The organism is Providencia sp. PROV141 (assembly GCF_028481645.1).
In the GTDB taxonomy this organism is placed as follows: domain Bacteria; phylum Pseudomonadota; class Gammaproteobacteria; order Enterobacterales; family Enterobacteriaceae; genus Providencia; species Providencia rettgeri.
In genome coordinates, this window is the sequence record NZ_JAMPPR010000018.1 from 47737 (window position 1) to 68711 (window position 20975).

At 42.1% G+C, this 20975-nt stretch carries 24 protein-coding genes; 10 read left to right on the top strand and 14 right to left on the bottom strand.

The annotated features are described in order from the left end of the window. The first annotated feature begins 7 nt into the window (after positions 1-7). The 6 genes from yhdP (at position 8) to PSF09_RS12370 (ending at position 7647) form a co-directional block, all read left to right on the top strand. Entirely contained in the window at positions 8-3799 is a 3792-nt protein-coding gene (gene yhdP / locus PSF09_RS12345) for an AsmA2 domain-containing protein YhdP (protein ID WP_272664352.1), read from the top strand. Further along, a complete protein-coding gene (gene nit1 / locus PSF09_RS12350) occupies positions 3799-4650 on the top strand; it encodes a deaminated glutathione amidase (protein WP_004908231.1) in 852 nt (283 codons plus the stop codon). Before yhdP ends, nit1 begins: the two co-directional genes overlap by 1 nt. Positions 4651-4655: 5 nt before the next feature. Further along, positions 4656-6101 (top strand): metalloprotease TldD, encoded by a 1446-nt coding sequence (gene tldD, locus PSF09_RS12355; RefSeq protein ID WP_272664351.1) that lies wholly within the window; start codon positions 4656-4658, stop codon positions 6099-6101. Between the two features lie 109 nt (positions 6102-6210). Beyond that, positions 6211-6699 carry a ribonuclease domain-containing protein gene (locus PSF09_RS12360; protein ID WP_004908236.1) on the top strand — a complete coding sequence of 163 codons (489 nt, stop codon included), beginning with the start codon at positions 6211-6213 and terminating at the stop codon, positions 6697-6699. Between the two features lie 12 nt (positions 6700-6711). Next, positions 6712-6999: a barstar family protein gene (locus PSF09_RS12365; protein ID WP_272683963.1), complete on the top strand. Its 288-nt coding sequence runs from the start codon at positions 6712-6714 to the stop codon at positions 6997-6999. Positions 7000-7059: 60 nt separating this feature from the next. After that, entirely contained in the window at positions 7060-7647 is a 588-nt protein-coding gene (locus PSF09_RS12370) for an RBBP9/YdeN family alpha/beta hydrolase (RefSeq protein ID WP_004908243.1), read from the top strand. On the opposite strand, the gene PSF09_RS12375 is transcribed toward PSF09_RS12370, so the two are convergent. From PSF09_RS12375 to yjgA, 3 genes are all read right to left on the bottom strand, one after another. Then, positions 7644-7973: a low molecular weight protein tyrosine phosphatase family protein gene (locus PSF09_RS12375; protein ID WP_210835941.1), complete on the bottom strand. Its 330-nt coding sequence runs from the start codon at positions 7971-7973 to the stop codon at positions 7644-7646. The genes PSF09_RS12370 and PSF09_RS12375 overlap by 4 nt on opposite strands. After that, a complete protein-coding gene (locus PSF09_RS12380) occupies positions 7970-8203 on the bottom strand; it encodes a hypothetical protein (RefSeq protein WP_210835947.1) in 234 nt (77 codons plus the stop codon). The genes PSF09_RS12375 and PSF09_RS12380 overlap by 4 nt, the downstream gene beginning before the upstream one ends. 173 nt (positions 8204-8376) lie before the next feature. Beyond that, a complete protein-coding gene (gene yjgA / locus PSF09_RS12385) occupies positions 8377-8922 on the bottom strand; it encodes a ribosome biogenesis factor YjgA (RefSeq protein ID WP_004258329.1) in 546 nt (181 codons plus the stop codon). A 185-nt stretch (positions 8923-9107) separates the two neighbouring features. On the opposite strand from yjgA, the gene pmbA reads away from it, so the two are divergent. Together pmbA and PSF09_RS12395 are read left to right on the top strand one after the other, a co-directional pair. Next, the gene (gene pmbA, locus PSF09_RS12390; RefSeq protein WP_272664349.1) at positions 9108-10448 is read left to right on the top strand and encodes a metalloprotease PmbA; all 1341 of its coding nucleotides are present in this window, start codon (positions 9108-9110) and stop codon (positions 10446-10448) included. Positions 10449-10645: 197 nt separating this feature from the next. After that, positions 10646-11113: a helix-turn-helix domain-containing protein gene (locus PSF09_RS12395; protein WP_272664348.1), complete on the top strand. Its 468-nt coding sequence runs from the start codon at positions 10646-10648 to the stop codon at positions 11111-11113. A gap of 131 nt (positions 11114-11244) precedes the next feature. Here the strand turns inward: PSF09_RS12395 and rnk are convergent, their stop codons facing one another. The 11 genes from rnk to kdsD all read right to left on the bottom strand — a co-directional run bounded on the left by rnk (position 11245) and on the right by kdsD (position 18902). Then, complete coding sequence (rnk, locus tag PSF09_RS12400; RefSeq protein WP_004908251.1) at positions 11245-11655, bottom strand: nucleoside diphosphate kinase regulator; 411 nt, start codon at positions 11653-11655, stop codon at positions 11245-11247. A 211-nt stretch (positions 11656-11866) separates the two neighbouring features. After that, entirely contained in the window at positions 11867-12139 is a 273-nt protein-coding gene (gene npr, locus PSF09_RS12405) for a PTS phosphocarrier protein NPr (RefSeq protein WP_004258320.1), read from the bottom strand. A gap of 5 nt (positions 12140-12144) precedes the next feature. Continuing rightward, positions 12145-12996, bottom strand: a complete 852-nt coding sequence (gene rapZ, locus PSF09_RS12410; RefSeq protein WP_004258318.1) for an RNase adapter RapZ — start codon at positions 12994-12996, stop codon at positions 12145-12147. Between the two features lie 119 nt (positions 12997-13115). Then, positions 13116-13583, bottom strand: a complete 468-nt coding sequence (gene ptsN / locus PSF09_RS12415) for a PTS IIA-like nitrogen regulatory protein PtsN (protein ID WP_004258311.1) — start codon at positions 13581-13583, stop codon at positions 13116-13118. Positions 13584-13676: 93 nt separating this feature from the next. After that, entirely contained in the window at positions 13677-13964 is a 288-nt protein-coding gene (hpf, locus tag PSF09_RS12420) for a ribosome hibernation promoting factor (protein WP_210835950.1), read from the bottom strand. A 22-nt stretch (positions 13965-13986) separates the two neighbouring features. Next, positions 13987-15432: an RNA polymerase factor sigma-54 gene (gene rpoN / locus PSF09_RS12425; RefSeq protein WP_272664347.1), complete on the bottom strand. Its 1446-nt coding sequence runs from the start codon at positions 15430-15432 to the stop codon at positions 13987-13989. Between the two features lie 41 nt (positions 15433-15473). Beyond that, positions 15474-16199 (bottom strand): LPS export ABC transporter ATP-binding protein, encoded by a 726-nt coding sequence (gene lptB, locus PSF09_RS12430; protein WP_004908261.1) that lies wholly within the window; start codon positions 16197-16199, stop codon positions 15474-15476. Between the two features lie 5 nt (positions 16200-16204). Then, complete coding sequence (lptA, locus tag PSF09_RS12435) at positions 16205-16765, bottom strand: lipopolysaccharide ABC transporter substrate-binding protein LptA (protein ID WP_004908264.1); 561 nt, start codon at positions 16763-16765, stop codon at positions 16205-16207. A gap of 1 nt (position 16766) precedes the next feature. After that, the gene (lptC, locus tag PSF09_RS12440; protein ID WP_210835951.1) at positions 16767-17342 is read right to left on the bottom strand and encodes an LPS export ABC transporter periplasmic protein LptC; all 576 of its coding nucleotides are present in this window, start codon (positions 17340-17342) and stop codon (positions 16767-16769) included. Between the two features lie 16 nt (positions 17343-17358). Beyond that, positions 17359-17919, bottom strand: a complete 561-nt coding sequence (kdsC, locus tag PSF09_RS12445; protein ID WP_210835952.1) for a 3-deoxy-manno-octulosonate-8-phosphatase KdsC — start codon at positions 17917-17919, stop codon at positions 17359-17361. 14 nt (positions 17920-17933) lie between these two features. Continuing rightward, positions 17934-18902 (bottom strand): arabinose-5-phosphate isomerase KdsD, encoded by a 969-nt coding sequence (gene kdsD, locus PSF09_RS12450; RefSeq protein ID WP_272683964.1) that lies wholly within the window; start codon positions 18900-18902, stop codon positions 17934-17936. A gap of 480 nt (positions 18903-19382) precedes the next feature. Here kdsD and mlaF point away from each other — a divergent pair, with 480 nt between their 5' ends. Together mlaF and mlaE are read left to right on the top strand one after the other, a co-directional pair. After that, positions 19383-20186 carry a phospholipid ABC transporter ATP-binding protein MlaF gene (gene mlaF, locus PSF09_RS12455; RefSeq protein ID WP_272683965.1) on the top strand — a complete coding sequence of 268 codons (804 nt, stop codon included), beginning with the start codon at positions 19383-19385 and terminating at the stop codon, positions 20184-20186. Between the two features lie 6 nt (positions 20187-20192). Next, positions 20193-20975, top strand: coding sequence for a lipid asymmetry maintenance ABC transporter permease subunit MlaE (gene mlaE / locus PSF09_RS12460; protein ID WP_004908276.1), 783 nt, complete (start codon positions 20193-20195; stop codon positions 20973-20975).

Sequence of the window (20975 nt, forward strand, 5' to 3'; positions counted from 1 at the left end):
GATTTGAGTGAGACGACTGCCACGTGTAGCACTGGTGACGACTGCGGTTATATTATTACTGTGCGCATTAGTGCTGTCAGGGCTGCGTTTTCTTCTGCCAAATATTGACAACTATCGACAGGATCTGGTCGATTATGTTGAAAAAAAGACCGATGTATCTGTACAAATTGGTAAAATCGAAGGGGCTTGGCAATCTTTTGGCCCTGTACTGACGTTATCCGATGTCGCTTTACAGAGTAAAACTACGGATGTCACCGCGAATGCCATTACGGTTGAATTAGATATCTGGAGCTCATTATTTTCTCTACGCTGGCGCTTTCGTGATTTAACTTTTTATCAGTTAAATGTTGATTATAAAGTTCCTTTAAGCCTTGGAGACTCCGCGGAAGGCGAGTCTTTAGATAGCATTGAAGAGCTATTTTTACGGCAATTCGACCACTTTATATTAAAAGAAAGCCAATTAACCTTTCTCACACCTTCTGAACAAAAAACAACACTGATTTTACCTGAGCTTTCATGGCTTAATGATAATGAACGGCATCGTGCTCAAGGTTTTGTGAGTCTTGAGACCATTAATAAGCAGCATGGCTATCTGCAAGTAAAGCTTGATGTGTCAGATAAAAATGGCGTGTTAAGTGATGGGGTTTTTTATCTGCAAGCGGATAATATTGATATGCAGCCATGGCTTAGCCGCTGGCTGCGTGATAATACTTCATTGCGGGATGCCAATTTTAGCCTGTCTTCTTGGGTAACCCTGAGAAATAATCAAATTGATAATGGCCTTATTCAACTACGACAAGGCGAAGCTAACTGGGGAACAGGCGAATTAGCCCAAAACTTACAAGTTAATGATTTGCTTTTGCGAATGAAAAGGCAGGGGAATGGGTGGTTATTTAACATTCCTGAGCTTGATACCTTGAAAACCAATGAGGTTATCTGGCCGCAAGGGAGCGTTTCTGTATTGTATTTGCCTGCCAGCAAAAAATATCAAGATAATGACCATTGGCGCATCCGTGCTAAAGATATTGAACTCGAACGTTTAAGCGAAGTTTTACCCACATTTTCTTTTTTGACACCTGATATGGTACAGGATTGGCAACATCGTCAACCAACTGGTGTCGTGAGTGAATTTGCCCTTGATATCACGCAAAACATGCCTGAAAACGTACAAATCAACATGGATTGGCAAAATGTCAGCTGGAAAAAATGGAAAGAGTTGCCTTCAGTCAATCACTTTTCGGGTGCTTTAATTGGTGGCATGCAAAGTGGTAGTGCCACAGTTAGCTTACAAGATAGTGAAGTGGACTATCGCGATGAATTTAAGGCTCCTTTTTCAATAAAGACGGCAACAGGCCAGTTCCATTGGGTAAATAATGACAGTGAGTTTAAACTGTGGAGCCCATCATTAGGGGTACAAGCTCAGTCTCTTTGGGCTAATGGTGAGTTTCATTACGCAAAAGCGAAAAAAGGAAATTATGCCGATCTCTCCATTCTTGCCGGAATTCGTTTAGATGATGCAGGGGATGCGTGGCGTTATTTTCCACAAAAATTAATGGGACAAGATGTGGCGGATTACCTGACGAAAGCCATTATCGCAGGTAGTGTAGATAATGCGACGTTAGTCTACAAAGGTGATCCAGCTCATTTCCCATACGATAACAATGATGGGCAATTCCAGGTTTATGTCCCTCTGCGTAATGCGACATTCGAATATGACAGTGAATGGCCTGCATTATTGAACTTAGATATGGATTTAGACTTTAGGCGTGCAGGGCTATTTATGCATGCACCAACGGTGAAACTGGCGGATGCCACAGCAACCAACCTTGATGCCAACATCCCTGATTACACTAAAGAAATGCTGTATATCAATGCAGATATCAGTGGAACTGGAAAACAAATCCAGCAATATTTTGTGCATACCCCGATGAACCACTCAATTGGCGATACGCTTGAAGAGTTACAAATTGGGGGGACTGTTAATGGCCAGTTAGGGTTATCTATTCCACTGGTGGCGGGTAAGGATGTTGTTGCCAAAGGAAAGGTCAATCTCAATAAAAATGATTTATATATTCAGCCAATTGATAGCACTATTTCTGCTTTAACGGGCAGCTTTGAGTTTAACAATGGAGATTTACGCGGTGAAAACCTGCGTGGACACTGGTTTGAACAGCCGATTACTGTCGATTTCACCACCACTGACCAAGCAAAAAATTATTTAGTGGATGTGAATATTAACGGAAACTGGGCGGTGAATAAGCTGGCAATGTTACCTGCTGAGATTAAACAAAAATTATCAGGAACCACTGACTGGAAAAGCCAAGTTGCCATCACCATTCCGAATACGACAAAAGAACCTGTTGGCTTGCAAATCGATGTTACGGCAGGGTTAAAACAACTGAGAAGCCAACTACCTGCTATTGATAACGCTTTGTTAGCAGAGCTTGGGCAAATTAATGTTCAAGCAAAAGGGACGACAGAACAATTGGTGGTTAGTGGTGATATTGGTAAGCGCATTGGTTTTAATACCCAATGGGGGTTGAGTGACAAGCCACTGAGTTTATTAAAAGCCCATATCGCTCAATGGCGTAATGTTATCCCTGAACTCCCAAAAAACTCAGCTTTTATTGTTGATTTGCCAGCGATTACCGATATGAACTGGGAGAAATTGGCCGGGTTACTAGTGTCATCCCATAGTCGCGAAGGTGGTATGAATATTGGCTTGCCGGATATGCTACAGGTCAATATTCCATCAATCTACCTCGCTGGGCAGCAATGGAACGCAGTAAACTTTTCTTATGATTTACAACGGGCTGAGCAATTGGTCAGTATCAACAGTGAAAACCTAAAAGGCTCGTTACAAATCTTTGCTTCACAGCCTTGGCAGGTTGCTATTGATTATTTGTATTACAATCCTAGTACTTCCTCTAGTGCTCAAATCAATGACCTTGCCACGACGCAATTTGATTTTAGCCAATGGCCACAATTGCAGTTTTACTGTAAAGAGTGTTGGGTTGCTGGGCAGAAATTGGGTGAAATTAGTGCGAATATCCAACCTAAAGGGACGTTATTGCAACTGACGGATGGCACGCTAGATAACAGTGTTACGAAATTAACGCTAGATGCTATTTGGAATAGCGAAAAAGGCAATAAAACGCAAATTGCAGGTTCATTGACCGGCGAAGCTTTTGACGAAACAGCGGCGTATTTTGGTATATTGGTTCCTATTACCCAATCACCTTATACTATTGAATTTGATTTAGATTGGGCTAATTTGCCTTGGTCACCAGATATTGCCTCTTTAAATGGTAAAATGTCTGCGAAATTGGGTAAAGGAGCGATTGCACAAATGGGCGGCGGTCGTGCAGGGCAAATATTGCGTCTAGTTAGCTTTGATGCGCTGTTACGTAAACTACGATTTGATTTTAGCGATACATTTAGTGATGACTTTGATTTTGATTCCATTAAAGGTGATGCGACCATTAAAAATGGTGTACTGGTTTCGAAAAATACCTATGTTGATGGTTTAGTTGCCGATATTGCTTTTAATGGTCAAATTGACCTTGTTAAACGCCAAATTAATGTTGAAGCCGTCATTACACCGGAAATATCTGCTACAGTAGGAGTAGCAACCGCGTTTGTGGTAAACCCATTTGCAGGCGCTGCCGTATTTGCGGCAACGAAAGTGCTCGGTCCACTATGGAGTAAAGTTTCCGTTATTCGTTACCGAGTAACAGGTAGCTTGGACGAGCCGAAAATTGATGAAGTATTACGTCAACTGAAGGAGACTCAAGAGTAATGAAAAATGGCAACGTTGCACTTTTGCAGTTATGTAGCGGAAATAATACTAAACACAATTTGGCGCAAATCGAACAACAGATCAAACAGTTACCAGAAACTGTTGAGTTAGTACTGACACCTGAAAACGCATTGTTATTTGCAGATGCTGCGACCTATCGTAAACAAGCGGAAGAGCAGGGGAAAGGCCCTTTGCAAAAAGCGATCAGCGCAATGGCTAAACGTTATCATGTTTGGATTTTAATTGGCTCAATGCCAATGATTAGCCGTGAAGATCCCGAACGTATTACAAGTAGTAGCTTGTTGTTTGATGCCGAAGGAAATATTAAAGCACGCTACGATAAAATTCATATGTTTGATGTCAATATCGAAGATGAACAAGGCACTTATAACGAGTCGGTGATCTATCAGCGTGGTGAACATATTACTGTTGTTGATACGCCAGTGGGTCGCCTTGGCATGACGATTTGCTATGATTTACGCTTTCCTGGTTTATTCCAAGCATTACGTGAGCAAGGTGCAGAAATTATCTCTGTACCAGCGGCATTTACTCGTTACACCGGTCAAGCACATTGGGAGCCGTTATTACGTGCCCGTGCGATAGAAAACCAATGCTATATTTTAGCGCCTGCTCAAGTCGGTGTGCACGGCACACGTCGCACGTGGGGGCATAGCCTTGCAGTTGATGGGTGGGGTAAAGTGATGAAAAAGAACGTGGATGCAGTCGCTTCTACGGTGCTGAATATTAAAACAGACAGCTTGAGTGTCATGCGCGAGCAAATAAAAGTGGTGAAACACAATCGTTTTAGACCGCAATTGACATCATTGATTAAAAAAGAAACCAAAGAGTAACGAATATGAGTTTAGTTTCTGTCAGCGAACATTTGCTGGCCGCCAACCGCCTTGGGCAAGAAAATCTGTATGACATTTTAGGTTTGTTATCTGAGCGCCATCTGGATTATGCGGATCTGTTCTTTCAATCGAGCTTCCATGAGTCGTGGGTGCTTGAAGATAGGATCATCAAAGATGGCTCTTACAATATCGACCAAGGTGTTGGTGTGAGAGCTGTCAGTGGTGAAAAAACGGGTTTTGCTTATGCAGACCAAATTTCACTACACGCGCTGACACAAAGTGCTACCGCTGCACGCAGCATTGTGAATGAGCAAGGCTCTGGTAAATCACAAATTTTAACTAACGTTGAATATAAAAAACTGTATTCAGTGGCAGATCCACTGCAAAGCTTATCGCGGGAACAAAAAATTGATTTGCTGCACCGTGTTGACCAAGTTGCACGCGCGGAAGACCCACGTGTCATTGAGGTCAATGCCAGTTTAACCGGTGTTTATGAGCAAGTGTTAGTCGCTGCAACAGATGGCACTTTGGCGGCAGATATTCGTCCGTTAGTGCGTTTGTCAGTCAGCGTACTGGTGGAACATGACGGTAAGCGCGAACGCGGTGCAAGTGGCGGTGGTGGTCGTTATGGTTATGAATATTTCTTGGAAATTCACCAAGGGCAAGTGGTTGCTGAACAATATGCACGCGAAGCGGTGCGTATGGCACTGGTGAACCTGTCTGCGGTTGCGGCTCCTGCGGGAATGATGCCTGTTGTGCTGGGTGCCGGTTGGCCTGGGGTTCTATTACATGAAGCGGTGGGGCATGGTTTAGAGGGGGACTTCAACCGTCGCGGCACTTCTGTTTTTTCTGGCCAAATTGGTGAACAAGTGGCATCACCACTGTGTACCGTCGTGGATGATGGCACAATCGCGGGCCGTCGTGGCTCTCTCGCTATTGATGACGAAGGGGTACCTGGTCAGTATAACGTCCTAATAGAAAATGGTATTTTACGTAATTATATTCAAGATAAACTGAATGCACGCCTGATGGGAGTTAATCCAACAGGTAATGCACGCCGTGAATCTTATGCGCACTTACCTATGCCGCGTATGACCAATACCTACATGTTAGCAGGTACATCAACGCCAGAAGAAATTATTGCGAGTGTGGATAAAGGCATTTATGCACCAAACTTTGGTGGTGGTCAGGTAGATATCACCTCAGGTAAATTTGTATTTTCAACATCAGAAGCTTACCTGATTGAAAAGGGTAAGATTACTTCTCCTGTGAAGGGAGCGACGTTAATTGGCTCGGGTGTTGAAGCTATGCAGCAGATTTCAATGGTTGGTAATGACTTAGCGCTAGATAAAGGCGTTGGTGTTTGTGGTAAAGAAGGCCAAAGTGTTCCTGTTGGTGTAGGCCAACCTACATTAAAACTGGACAAACTGACCGTTGGCGGTACCGCATAATCGTTTATGGCGATATAAACTAGGCTCTGCTCGCCCTGGTGACAATTTCTTGTCGGTGTTGTGACTAGGGCGATTGTGTGCCTGCAAAGCACAAAACAACTGAGGTGTTATGAATAAACGTTTTTTACCTGTCGTATTGATGGCTATTTTGATTGTGATTAGCCTTTATTTCAATGGTGGAGATAAAACACCATCTGAACCATCCATTAATCAAAGCAATCCACCTTCTCGTGAAGCGATAACACCAAAAGAAACACCACAACCGATTGATAAGCTAACTGCACAAGACAACGTGGTTAGTTTTATGGAAAAATATCAAAAACTTCCAGCTTTCTATATGACGAAGAAACAAGCCCGTGAAGCCGGATGGGATGCGAAAAAAGGTAATCTTTGCGATGTGTTACCTGGAAGAGCAATTGGCGGAGACCGTTTTTCTAACCGTGAAAAAAGTTTGCCAATTGCACAAGGGCGTCAGTGGTTTGAAGCAGATATCAATTATCGCTGTGGTCATCGCGGGGCAGACCGTTTGCTGTACTCATCGGATGGGATGATTTTTGTGACTCATGACCACTATAAGAGCTTTACTCAAGTCAACTAAAGGAAAATCATAATGAGCAAACAGGTGAGCTTTGATTTCAGACATATAAACTCATTGAATGATTTTTATGATCAATTTGCTCAACAATTTTCCCTTCCTGATTGGTTTGGCTATAATCTTGATGCCCTGTGGGACATGGTTTCCGCTGCCATTGAGTTGCCTGTAACCATCACGTTTTCACATATGACAGCCGAACAACGTATAAAATTCGCAGATGTTATTGATGTGATGAATGACGCACAAGATATGTGGGAAGAAGAGTTCGTTTTTGCTTTAGATATAACAAAAAGCTCTAACTAATATTCCTATCACTCATGGTAAAGTCTAAATAAGATAACTGAGCTGATAGGGGTCTTTAGGATGAATAACGTTACCTGCACTGCATTTCCGCTAAAAGAAAAAAAATTCCTTATTGTTCACGGCTATACGGCATCCCCGGATAAAAATTGGTTTCCATGGTTGAAATCAGAGCTTGAAGCCTTAGGCGCTTTTGTTAACGTCCCCACCATGCCTGATTCTTTAACTCCCGACCCTAAAAGGTGGCAGCAGCGCTTACAACACTTACCTTTTGATATTGATGAAAATACGGTTTTGATTGGTCATAGCTTAGGTTGCATTACCGCATTACGATTTTTGCAAAATACGAGGCAATCGGTAGCGGGTTATGTATTGGTATCAGGGTTTGATGAAACGCAAGAAACATTGCCAGAATTACAGCATCACACCCTTGAGCCATTGAATTATGATGAACTCATACAGATAGCAAATAATCGAATATCGATTATATCAACCAATGATGAAATTGTGTCACCAAGGTCTTCGAAAGCATTGGCAGAGGCTTTAAAAACACAGGTTATTATTGAAGAATCTGCCGGGCATTTCCTTGATAGAGAAGGCTATACTGAGTTCAAAACACTACTTGATACAATCAAAGCGCATTTTAGCTAGTTATGGCTGGTAAGAATACTAGGCACACTGGCTTTGAGTATTTCAATCAACTCTGGGTCCATATATGGATAGTCATCAGGGATATCCAGAACATGAAGCGGTTTGTATTCCAAAAGGCGGGAAAAATCTGCTTTTAAGCGGTTTTTATGTTTTTGCTCCATCACAAAGATGACATCAGCCCAACGAATTAAGTCTGCATTGACGGGGCGTTGTGCATTACGGCTCGTTCCCGCTGAACGGGTGACCCAACTTTCATGGTTGCGCCAGATCTGCTCAGCGGTTGGACTACGCCATTGGTTTTTACTGCAGATGAATAAAATATTCACGAGTTGTTGTGTATCTCTTCAAGGCTAATACGGGCAAGTTGTATGTTACTTACTTGCGGGTATGCCATACCTAATTGGGCTGCACGGATCATTTTTTCGCTTCGACCGTACATCTGTTTCCAGTTTTTTTCAGGTATATAGCAGTCAACTAGGCGTGAATTTAGTTGATCGCGGGATTTATTGATACGAGCTTTGGCTCTGCGCCATGCTCTATTTCGGGTATTATCCATATCTTCCTCATTATTTATCGGGGTTCAGCAGCCGCGATAATACGGGTCAGAGTATGACTAACAATGGCATGATAAGTTGTTTCGGCAGCGCTATCAACACGCTATTAGGTTTTTCAGATTAATGCTTAATTTACCAAGAAAAATCCCCTAGCCGTAGCGTAGGGGATTATCGATTAAGCCATTTCAGACAGATCTTTCAAATATTGAAAAATTTGGCGATAGGCTTTTGGCGGTTTATTGCCTTCACGCTCTTTTTTTGCATTACGCACTAATGCACGCAATTGTTGCCTGTCTGTTTGTGGGAACAGGGCAACCACGTCTTCAATGACCTCATCACCGCCATCTAATAAACGGGTACGTAAGTCTTCCAGCTTATGTAAAATGACTACTTGCTGGTTGTGACGGTTTTTAAGCTTATCCAGAGCCTCTGTAATCGGCTCAACCTCACGTGAACGTAATAACTTACCAATCAATTGTAATTGGCGACGGCGGCCTTCACGTTTGATTTTTTGGGCAAGTTCAATAGCTTCAAGTAATTGAGTATCTAACGGAATACGTTCTAATTCACTTTTACTTAAATCAACGAGCTCAGCCCCTAATTTTTTGAGGATCTCAGCATCGCGCTTAATTTCGCTTTTACTGACCCAAATGATTTCCTCGTCTTCTTCGTCTTGCGGCGCTGGGATATCATCCAGCCAGTCATCAGGCTGTTTGGCCATATCGATTTTCCTTTTTACCGAACACAGTCGTTTAATTACGCGTAATTAATATGATTTACTGTGTTGTGAGTGTTAACATTCATCTATTATATATTGTAACTGGGAAAACCCCTCTATGACTACCTAGCATTTACGTGTTAGGGCAGAAAATCACGTTTCCCCCATATTATTGATTGGACTAAAGCATGAGTGTAACTGAACAAGTCACTGAACAACGTAAAAAACTCGAAGAAGCCGTCGCACACGCATTAGAATTTGCAAAAACACGTTGTGATGCCGCGGAAGTCGCAGTAAACAAAAGCACTGGGATCAGTGTGAGTACCCGCCAAGGGGAAGTCGAAAATGTTGAGTTTAACAGTGATGGGGCATTAGGGATCACCGTTTATCATCAACAACGTAAAGGTAGTGCCTCTTCTACAGACTTAAGCCCTGAAGCGATTGAACGCACAGTTCAGGCGGCAATTGATATCGCTAACTACACCTCAGAAGACCCGTGTGCAGGGCCGGCAGACAAATCTTTGCTGGCTTTTGAGGTTCCCGACCTCAATTTGTTCCAAGCGAGCGAACTTTCTCCCGAAGAAGCCATCCGCTTAGCATCGATTGCAGAAATGTCAGCATTAAATGCAGACTCCCGCATTGTGAATACGGAAGGCGGCAGCTTTAATGGGCACTATGGTGTGCGTGTGTTTGGCAACTCCCACGGTATGTTGCAAAGCTACTGCTCAAGCCGCTATTCGATGTCGAGTTGCGTGATTGCAGAGCAAAATGGTGAGATGGAACGTGATTACGCTTATACGATCGGTCGTAGCTTAGGTGCATTACAGTCCCCTGAGTGGGTTGGGCAGGAATGCGCTCGACGCACCTTATCTCGTTTATCACCTCGTAAATTACCTACGATGAAAGCGCCTGTTATTTTTGCGGCCGAAGTGGCAACAGGTCTGTTTGGTCACTTAGTTGGTGCCATTAGTGGCAGCAGTATTTACCGCAAATCTTCTTTCTTGCTCGATAGCTTAGGAAAGCAAATTCTACCAAGCTGGCTAACTATCAATGAGCAACCACATTTAATGGGCGGATTAGCATCATCACCTTTTGATAGCGAAGGTGTTCGCACTTGTGAACGCAATATCATCGAAAATGGTGTTCTACAAACGTGGTTGATGACCAGCTATTCAGCAAGAAAACTAGGTTTACAAAGCACTGGCCACGCAGGTGGCATCCATAACTGGCGTATTGCAGGCCAAGGGCTTTCATTTGATGCATTGCTGAAACAAATGGGAACAGGGCTAATCGTTACAGAGTTAATGGGCCAAGGGGTGAGTGGGATTACAGGCGATTATTCTCGTGGTGCTTCAGGTTTTTGGGTCGAAAACGGTGAGATTCAGTATCCAGTGAGTGAAATTACTATTGCTGGAAACCTAAAAGATATGTGGGCGAATATGGTGACTATCGCTGATGATATTGAAACTCGCAGTAATATTCAGTGTGGTTCGGTATTGATCCCAGAAATGAGTATTGCAGGAGAGTAACTCCTTTTGTTCTTCCTCTGTGTTGTGTGAAACAAGGCGCCTTATACATTTGTTATTGGGCGTTTTTTATTCTATAAAATAGTATTTATCACTGTCACTGCGGTGTCGTCGCTCTGTCGTCATGCTGTCGTGGTCATGATTGCATTATGCTGACAGTATAGCCATCTCCTAAGATCATTCGATTTTTAAGGTAGGTTATGATGGAAAATAAAATTAAACAATTGAGATTAGCGCGAGCTTGGTCTCAAGAACAGCTCGCTCTACTATCATCACTGAGCACAAGAACTATCCAACGAGTTGAAAACGGTGAAGTACCTAGCTTAGAAACACTCAGTGCATTAGCATCAGTATTTAATGTGAGTGTGTCTGAACTGACATCTACACCTTTACCCGAAAGTATTGAGCTAGATAATCGGATAGAAGAGGCTAAAAAGCGGGTAAGAAATGAAACAAAGTTACTTAAAAATATAATAACAGCGATTATTGTATGCGTAATACTGTATACCGCTAATTATATTTATGCACCAGAGAGCTATTGGCCTATTTGGGTTAGTGCTATTTGGGGCGGGCTGTTAGCGATAAAGGTAATCAAACTATTTTTATTGGATAAGCTCTTTCACCAATGGGAACATAATAGATTGATAAATATGACTAAAAAGCACTAGCTTATATCCTTACTACCTATTAAAACAAAAAAGGCACTCAATTGAGTGCCTGAATAGGTTAGAAGGCTTACTAGAGTTTTTTAAATAAAACTTTTTTCGCTAAGCCTTCTTTAATTCAGCCGTTGTCGTGATTAACGGTGGAACTCACCAGCCGCTTCTGGCTGATAAACGATTTCAAGTACACGAACACGTGTTTGAACACCGTTTGGTAGCTCCCAGCTGATTTCATCGTTTACATGCAAGCCCAACAAGGCTGCACCAATCGGAGCCATCACAGACAGTTGCTCCGCACTATCTTTCAGTGACGCAGGGTAAACTAAGGTACGTGTGCGTTCTTCGTTGCTGATTAAATCTAAAAAGCGAACGGTACTGTTCATCGTGACCACATCGGCAGGAATTTCTTGTGGGCTAAGAATATCCGCACGGTCAAGTTCATCATTGAGCGCTTCGGCAACCGGTGTGCCCGCATAAGCCGGCTGTTCCATCAGTGCATCTAAACGTTCAGCATCTAAATCATTGATAATAATTGTTGGCTTTGTCATACCACACTCCAATAGAGACATACAAAGCAAACACCCCCCACCCATAAGGTAGGGGGTGTCGCTAGAAATAAGTTTGTGTAAAATATTAGGCGCTATACGCTTTAAAGGGAAGAGATCATGATCACGATCTCTAAGCCTGCCTAGATAAAAATCTACTGATTGATATGCTATAGCTAGCTTGAAACTCTGCTATTTTTCATCATTTCATCAACTATTCTTCGTCAAACCTGTTTTCGAATAGGTTGATAATTGCGGACAAGGCCTGATTTTCATCCGGACCGCTAACCTCGATATCAATCTTACTGCCTTGTTCTGAGTCTAACATCAACATCGCAATAACGCTATCGGCCTCCGCCTCAATTTGATTATTATTACGCAAAATAACTCTAGAGTTAAATTGTTTAACTAAATCATAGAGTAACATGGCGGGTCGTGCATGCATCCCAAGCCGATTTTTGAGCGTTATTGTGGCTTTTACGGTCATTGCTGTTATTTGCGCTTTTCCAATGTTCTGTGGCGTGACTGCACATTTTTACCACGGGAACGGAAATAGTCAGCAAGTTGTTCTGCGACGTATACTGAACGGTGTTTCCCCCCCGTACAGCCAATCGCGACAGTTAAATAGCTACGATTATTGGTTTCTAGCATCGGTAGCCATAACTCTAAATAACTACGAGTTTGGTAGATGAAGTTATGGACTTCAGTATGCCTATCTAAGAATGCAGCAACGGGCCGGTCAAGACCTGTCATTGGGCGTAATTTCGGATCCCAGTGTGGGTTTGGTAAAAAACGCACATCGAATACATAATCGGCATCAATAGGAATACCATGTTTGAAACCAAAGGATTCAAACACCATTGTCAGCTCACGCTCGCGTTTGCCCATCAAACGTGTTCTTAGCATTTCCGCTAATTCATGAACGGACATTTCTGAAGTATCAATAACTAAATCAGCACGAGAGCGTAAAGGTTCAAGTAGCTCATTTTCCTCATCTATTGCGCTTTCAAGCGAAAGATTTTTACTTGAAAGTGGGTGCAACCGACGAGTGTCACTGTAACGACGTATAAGCGTGTTACGGTCGGCATCTAGAAACAATAATTGAGGAGAGAAGGTTGATGGTAATTTATCAATCGCTTCTTCGAAAATCTCTGGATTGTCGGGCATATTACGCACGTCGATGCTTACCGCTGCTGAAATATTACGATCAGCCAGTGAATTCGCTAACTCCGGCAGTAATACAACCGGTAGGTTATCTACGCAATAGAAACCCATATCTTCCAGCGCACGTAAGGCAACGGATTTCCCCGAACCGGAACGGCCGCTGACTATCATCAGCACCATGAGCTTGCTCCCTTTTGTTTCCTAATAATGTGTTTCTTGAAAAGCAGTACTTGCCAATTAATATTACTTAGAAACCATAACAATATCATTTGCATATGGCAAGATACATAATTTATCACTTACTCTGTAATTATGCTGTATAGCTCTTCATCACTTTGTGCACTGCGCAGGCGTTTACAGAGCGTTTTATCAGCTAGTTTTTTGGCGATAAGCGACAACGTATGCAGGTGCGTTTTACATTGGTCTGATGGCACGAGTAAAGCGAAAAGCAAGTCAACAGGCTGATTATCAATTGCATCAAACGCAATCGGTTCTTCTAAATGTAAAAAGACACCGACAGCACGGCTACTTTCACCTTCGTTCAGCTTCCCATGAGGAATGGCAATACCGCCGCCAATACCTGTTGTGCCAACTTTTTCTCTGGTTAATAACGCTTCAAATACCGTATTTTCAGGTAATTCCAATTCAACGGCAGCCAGCTCACTAATAATTTCTAAAGCTCTTTTTTTACTGGTGCACACAATATTATTACGTGTACAGGCTGATGATAAAACAACGTTTAACTGGATTTCTATATCACTATTCATTTTATTGTTCACTTAGGACTACAAAACCAGATGATGTATTCCATCATCTGGTTTGAAACATTATTCGGCTAATTAATAAGCCGCATCAATGTATTAATGTTGTCTCAGTTTTTCTTTGTGTTTGGTTAATTGGCGCGACAGTTTGTCTACGAGTATATCTATAGCAGCGTACATATCGTTTTCTTCCGCTGATGCGTGGAGCTCCGCTCCATTGACTTGCACGGTTGCTTCTGCAATTTGCTGAACTTTTTCAACTTTCAAGACAACTTGGATACCATTAATACGATCAAACAATTGTTCCAATTTTTTGAGTTTTTTCTCAACAGTCTCGCGCAATGCAGGAGTAACTTCAATATTGTGTCCAGTAATCTGAAATTCCATACAATCTTCCTTATTTTATCAATTAAACCAGCTGCTTACGCTGGTTAGAGGGCGGAATGGATAACGATTCTCGATACTTAGCAACAGTTCTGCGAGCGACTTGAATGCCTTGTTCTGCCAGCATACTCGTCAATTTACTGTCACTCAATGGTTTTGCTGGGTTTTCAGCAGCAACCAGTTTTTTCACCAATGCTCGAATTGCGGTTGAGGAGGCTTCGCCGCCTGTGTCCGTATTAACATGGCTGGAGAAAAAATACTTCAACTCAAAAATGCCTCGTGGGCTATGGAGAAACTTTTGAGTTGTTACTCGTGAGATAGTTGATTCATGCATGTCCACTTGATAGGCGATATCGGCCAGTATCATCGGTTTCATGTATTCCTCACCTAGCTCAAAGAATTCTTGCTGCTGTTCTACAATACAAGTCGCGACTTTTAAGAGTGTCTCGTGGCGACTCTCAAGGCTTTTAATCAACCATTTTGCATCTTGCAGATGACTACGAATATATTGCGAGTCATCTTCATTTGCTGAATTATTTAGCATTGAAGCATAATGGTTATTAATACTTAGTTTAGGGATGCTATCTGTATTTAACTCAACTTGCCAGTGCCCAGCAATTTTTTTCACTAAAACATCAGGAATGACGTATTCCGATTCCCCAGTATTGATGGATTGGCCGGGTTTTGGATTCAGCGTTAAAATCAGGTCTATCGCAGTTTTTAGTGCATCTTCTTTTAAGCGAGTTAATTTACTCAACTGGCGAAAATCACGGTTAGCCAGCAAATCAATATGGTTACTAATAATGCGCTTTGCATCTTGTAGCCCATCAGTTTGCTGAGGATACAGCGACAATTGGATTAATAAACACTCTTTTAAATCTTGTGCTGCAACACCCAGTGGGTCGAAATGCTGAATACGCTTTAGGACAGCAATGACTTCTTCTATGGTAATTTCAGGGTTATCAATCCCTTCATGTATATCAGAAATTGCTGTTGTCAGATAACCGGAATCATCTATTGAATCAATAATGGCGGTGGCGATTGCCCTGTCTGTGTCAGTAAACGGGGTCAGTTCAGCTTGCCACGTTAGGTAATCTTGCAACGTTTGTGTTGTTTCACCTTGATAAACAGGTAGTTCATCAAAACTATAATCGTTACTGGTCCCTGACGGTGTTCCTGCCGTATATATTTCATCCCAATCAGCGTCTAAAGGGAGCTCATCTGGCATATCATGATTTTCAAGAGCGTCTTTGGTGTCGAGTTCACTGGTATCGGTATTTTCATTTAGGGAGTCAATAGATTCGGACTCAGAATTTAACTCTTCTTGTTCAAGAAGTGGGTTGGTTTCCAAGGCAAGTTGAATTTCTTGCTGAAGCTCAAGTGTAGACAGCTGCAACAAGCGGATAGCTTGCTGCAATTGAGGGGTCATTGCAAGTTGTTGACTGACTCTAAGCTGCAAACTTTGCTTCATGAATCTGTTTTATTCTCCCTAAAAAATGACAACACGATAATTTATAACCGGAAGCCTTCACCCAAGTATACACGTTTCACTTGTTCGTTCTCTAAGATCATGGTTGGTGACCCATGAGCAATTAAGTGCCCCTGACTGACAATATAGGCTCTTTCACACACATCTAAGGTTTCCCGCACATTATGGTCGGTAATTAAAACGCCGAGGCCGTAATCTCTTAAGTGCTGAATGATTTTTTTGATATCTAAGACGGAAATAGGGTCAACACCCGCAAAAGGTTCGTCTAATAAAATAAATTTTGGGTTAGCAGCCAGTGCACGCGCAATTTCCACACGGCGGCGTTCCCCTCCGGATAGCGACTGCCCCATACTGTCTCGAAGATGGGTGATACTAAATTCTTCCATCAATTCTTCAGCACGTTCTTTACGTTGCTGGGAACTCAAATCTTCGCGAATTTCTAACACAGCCATTAAGTTATCATAAACGCTGAGGCGGCGAAAAATTGAGGCTTCTTGAGGAAGATAGCCAATTCCACGGCGAGCACGTTCATGTAGCGGTAGAAGGCTGATATCTTCACCATCGATCATAATTTTGCCAGCATCCCGCTGAACAATACCCACAACCATATAAAAGGTCGTGGTTTTACCGGCACCGTTTGGTCCCAACAAGCCAACGATTTCACCTGATTTAACTTCCAGGCTGACATCTTCAACGACCTTACGTTTTTTATAGGCTTTAGCTAGATTTTCAGCGGTTAGTGTCGCCATAACAGTTATTTACTCTTACTTGCTGATGAATTTTTATTCGCTGCAGGGCCTTTTTCTTGCAATTGGGCTGGCAGTATTACAGTGGTGACGCGTTTGCCTTTATCACTAAATGCTTCCATTTGCTGCGTTGGCACTAAATAGGTAATTTTGTCACCTTGAATATTGCTGTCTAATTGCTCAAGATAGGCATTGCCTGTTAAGGTGACGAGCTGTTTATCGACCTCATAACGGGCTTTGCTGGCATGGCCTTTAATCGGTTTGCCATCATCCTGTAATTGGTAAAAGGTAACCGGGGTACCAAAGGCCTCAATCACAATTTTATCCGAGTCACTACTTGGACGTGTTACAACCACTTTATTGGCTCTGATATCAATAGAACCTTGTTTAATAACAACATCATCAGTAAAGGTGGTGACGTTTTTTTCTAAATCAAGAGATTGTTTGACCGAATTAATCGTCATTGGCTGCTGCGTATCACTTTTTAATGCCATCGCAGGTAGGCTAAGAGCCAAAATTGCACTGGCAACAGCTCCTTGAATAAAACGTTTCTTAGTTACTTGATTCATTTTAATGCTCTTCTGGTTGTAACACATAATGAGTTTTAACATCTTCGATTAATTCAGCCGTTCTTGTACGAAGGTTTCCCTTCATTTTCATACCGGTAGAATTGAGACCTTGTCCAATAATGGTCACTTTATCATCAGATGAAACGTCTTGTGTTGTCAAATTGACAACTGCACTTTCAGTTGTAATTCGTTGGATCTGCGAGTCTTTGGTCAAGCTATCAACCTGAACATCGCTATATAAATAGAGAATTCTATCGTTCGTTAACCTGGCCTTGAAAGCCTTAACCGTCCAGGTTGGCTCGCCCGCTTCGTTATAAGTGGTTAGAACCGGTTTTGAAAACCACGTGATTTTTCCTTCAGTGTAGTTATCTATTTTATCTGAAACGAGTTTATACGCTAAATTACCCGTTGGATTATAGACAAAAGTCACTGAATCATCAGTTTGATAATTAGGTTGCCCATCATTAATTACTTTATCCTCTGGGTTGTCAGAATCACTACCCGCTAAATTCCAACCGATAAGCCCTAATACAACCAAGGATAAAATAATAATTAACCACTTCTTCGCATTGCTCATGAATTCAATCTATTCGTTATATTGATAAACCTTTTGCTTCTTCCAGTTTGCCTTGAGAAAGCAAAATAAGGTCACAAAGTTCGCGGACTGCGCCTTTTCCTCCGCCAATGCGAGTCACATAATCCGCTCGCGGTAATAACAAAGGATGGGCATCCGCGACCGCGACGGATAAGCCTACTTTGGCCATAACAGGCCAGTCAATCAGATCGTCCCCAATATAAGCTATTTCTTCAGCTGATAATTGTAGTGTATCTAACAGTTCGTGATACGCCAAAAGCTTATCGCTTTGACCTTGGTAAAGATATGTAATGCCTAATGTTTGAGCCCTATCTTCAAGAAGCTTCGCTTTTCTTCCTGTAATGATGGCGACCTCAATACCGGAAGTTAATAAGCAACGTACTCCATAGCCGTCACGGACATTAAAGGCTTTGAGTTCTTCGCCATTATTTCCCATATAGACCAAGCCATCAGACATGACACCATCAACATCGCAGATCAATAATTTGATTTTTTCTGCTTTGGTTAAAACAGTATTGGCAACAGGGCCATAGCAGGTTTCCAACAAGGTAGACGTCATGGTATTTCCTTATGTTATACAACACCTGCTTGTAGCAGATCATGCATATGTAGCACACCAACTAATTTGTTATCATTTGCAACTAATAACGAAGTCACATGCCGAGATTGCATTAAATTAAGCGCTTCAACCGCTAACATGGTTGGTGATACTCGAATTCCACCGGGGGTCATTAAATCAGCAATTTTAGCGTTATTCAGGTCGATTCCCATATCAAAGATACGGCGTAAATCCCCATCAGTGAAAATACCTTCAATATTCATATCATCATCACAAATAACGGTCATCCCCAGTTTCTTGCGGGTAATTTCCACTAAAGCCTCGCGTAAAGACGCACTTTTAGGAATATGGGGGATTTCATCACCCGTATTCATTAAATCACGAACGAGGAGTAAAAGTTTGCGCCCAAGTGCGCCACCCGGATGTGAAAGTGCGAAATCATTCGCAGTGAAGCCGCGGGCGGTTAATAAGGCTATCGCTAATGCATCTCCCATCACGAGTGTAGCTGTTGTACTCGTGGTAGGAGCAAGCCCCAATGGACAGGCTTCTTGAGGGACTTTGATACATAAATGAACATCTGCATATTTTCCCATATTACTTTCAGGATTGTTAGTCATACAGATTAAAGGCACTTTAATTCTTTTTAAAACAGGGAGTAAGGCTAAAATTTCTCCTGACTCACCAGAATTAGAAATGGCTAACACAACATCGTTATGAGTAATCATCCCAAGGTCACCGTGGCTGGCTTCTCCTGGATGAACAAAAAATGATGGTGTTCCTGTACTCGCTAGTGTAGCGGCAATTTTACGGCCAATATGCCCCGATTTCCCCATTCCCATTACGACGACTTTGCCTTCACAGTTAAAAATAAGCTGGCAAGCGAGGTCAAAGTCAGTATTGATATATTGTTCTAGGTTTTTTAAACCTTTGTGTTCGATATGGAGAACTTCTTTACCTACTTTCTGAAAATCGAAGTTTGACATTTCTAGTTCCATGCGTAGCTTTTAAGTTAATCGGATTAGCGAAATTAAATTGTATAACGAATACTTGGTATCAGTAAGTATTTTGTCAGTTAAGCTATTTTTAATGTTAGTTTTATACTTAATGAGTATTTTTGGGCACTTCGATGTAGAATTTAATACGTACAAGACGGTTTCATTAGCATCTTGAACCAAAAATGGATAGGCAAATTCGCGTATCCTCAAGCTAGGTAACATCACAACATTCTAAGAGCTATCTGCTGTTAATAGTGAAAGCTTTTGCTGACTATAAGTAAATTATATTGTTTTTTCTCTGTTTCGCTTAGATAAAAACAGAGTTGTAACACTAAAAGTCATATTTTCGACGCTATAATACTATAAATTCTATTTTGTTGTGATATTTGACGATTTTCAGTTTATCTTTCGGTAACATCTGAACGGATAAAATATATTTACGCGTGGTGTATAACGAGTTATTTAACAATGCAAGCACAGACAGACAATTTAATTGAAGTACGGAACATGTCCTTTACTCGAGGAAATCGGAAAATATTTGAAAATATTAATCTGACCGTTCCTCGTGGAAAAATTACGGCAATTATGGGGCCATCAGGGATTGGTAAAACCACATTACTGCGCTTGATTGGTGGGCAATTACGGCCAAATGAAGGTGAAATTTGGTTTGATGGCGATAATATTCCAGCGCTGTCACGCTCAAAGCTGTATCAGTCTCGTAAAAAGATGAGCATGCTGTTTCAATCCGGGGCGTTATTCACGGATATGAACGTATTTAATAACGTGGCTTTCCCTCTACGTGAGCACACTAACCTGCCAGAATCATTGATCCATACGACGGTGATGATGAAACTAGAGGCAGTTGGCTTACGTGGTGCTGCTCAATTAATGCCATCTGAGTTGTCAGGGGGTATGGCACGGCGCGCCGCGTTAGCGCGTGCTATTGCACTTGACCCAGATTTAATCATGTTTGATGAACCTTTTGTCGGCCAAGATCCCATTACGATGGGTGTTTTGGTTAAATTGATTGATGAGCTTAATCAAGCACTGGGTGTCACTTGTGTCGTGGTTTCCCATGATGTTCCAGAGGTATTGAGTATCGCAGATAATGCTTATATTGTTGCGCAGCAGCATGTCATTGCTCAGGGAACGGGTGAAGAATTGCGAGAAAACCAAGACCCTCGTGTGCGACAATTTCTTGATGGTATTGCTGATGGGCCTGTGCCATTCCGTTTTCCCGCCAATGATTATCTGGCTGATTTATTAGGGTAAAATAAGATGATATTAAAGGCGATAGCAGGCTTCGGGCGCCGATGGATTGATATATTTTCCGCGTTTGGTCGAGCAGGTTACATGCTGTTTCGCGCCTTACTCGGTAAACCAGAGTTTCGTAAACAATGGCCATTATTGATGAAGCAATTGTACGCCATTGGTGTGCAATCATTACTTATCATTGCTGTTTCCGGTTTATTTATCGGAATGGTATTGGGGTTACAAGGCTATTTGGTTCTCACCACTTTTAGTGCTGAAGCTAGCTTAGGTATGATGGTCGCACTTTCATTGTTACGTGAGCTAGGCCCTGTTGTAACCGCATTATTATTTGCTGGCCGTGCGGGCTCTGCATTAACAGCTGAAATTGGCTTAATGAAAGCGACAGAACAGATTTCTAGCCTTGAAATGATGGCAGTTGACCCTCTAAGGCGTGTCATCGCGCCACGTTTTTGGGCTGGTTTTATTAGTATGCCATTGTTATCTCTAATTTTTGTTGCTGTCGGCATTTTAGGTGGCGCACTAGTTGGGGTTGACTGGAAGGGGATTGATGAAGGCTTTTTTTGGGCTTCAATGCAATCTTCCGTTGATTGGCGACTAGATTTAGTAAACTGTGTGATTAAAAGCTTAGTCTTTGCTATCACAGTTACTTGGATCGCATTATTTAATGGCTATGATGCCATCCCAACTTCGGAGGGGATAAGCCAAGCGACAACTAGAACAGTTGTGCATGCGTCATTGTCTGTTTTAGGACTGGATTTCGTACTTACCGCACTGATGTTTGGGAACTAA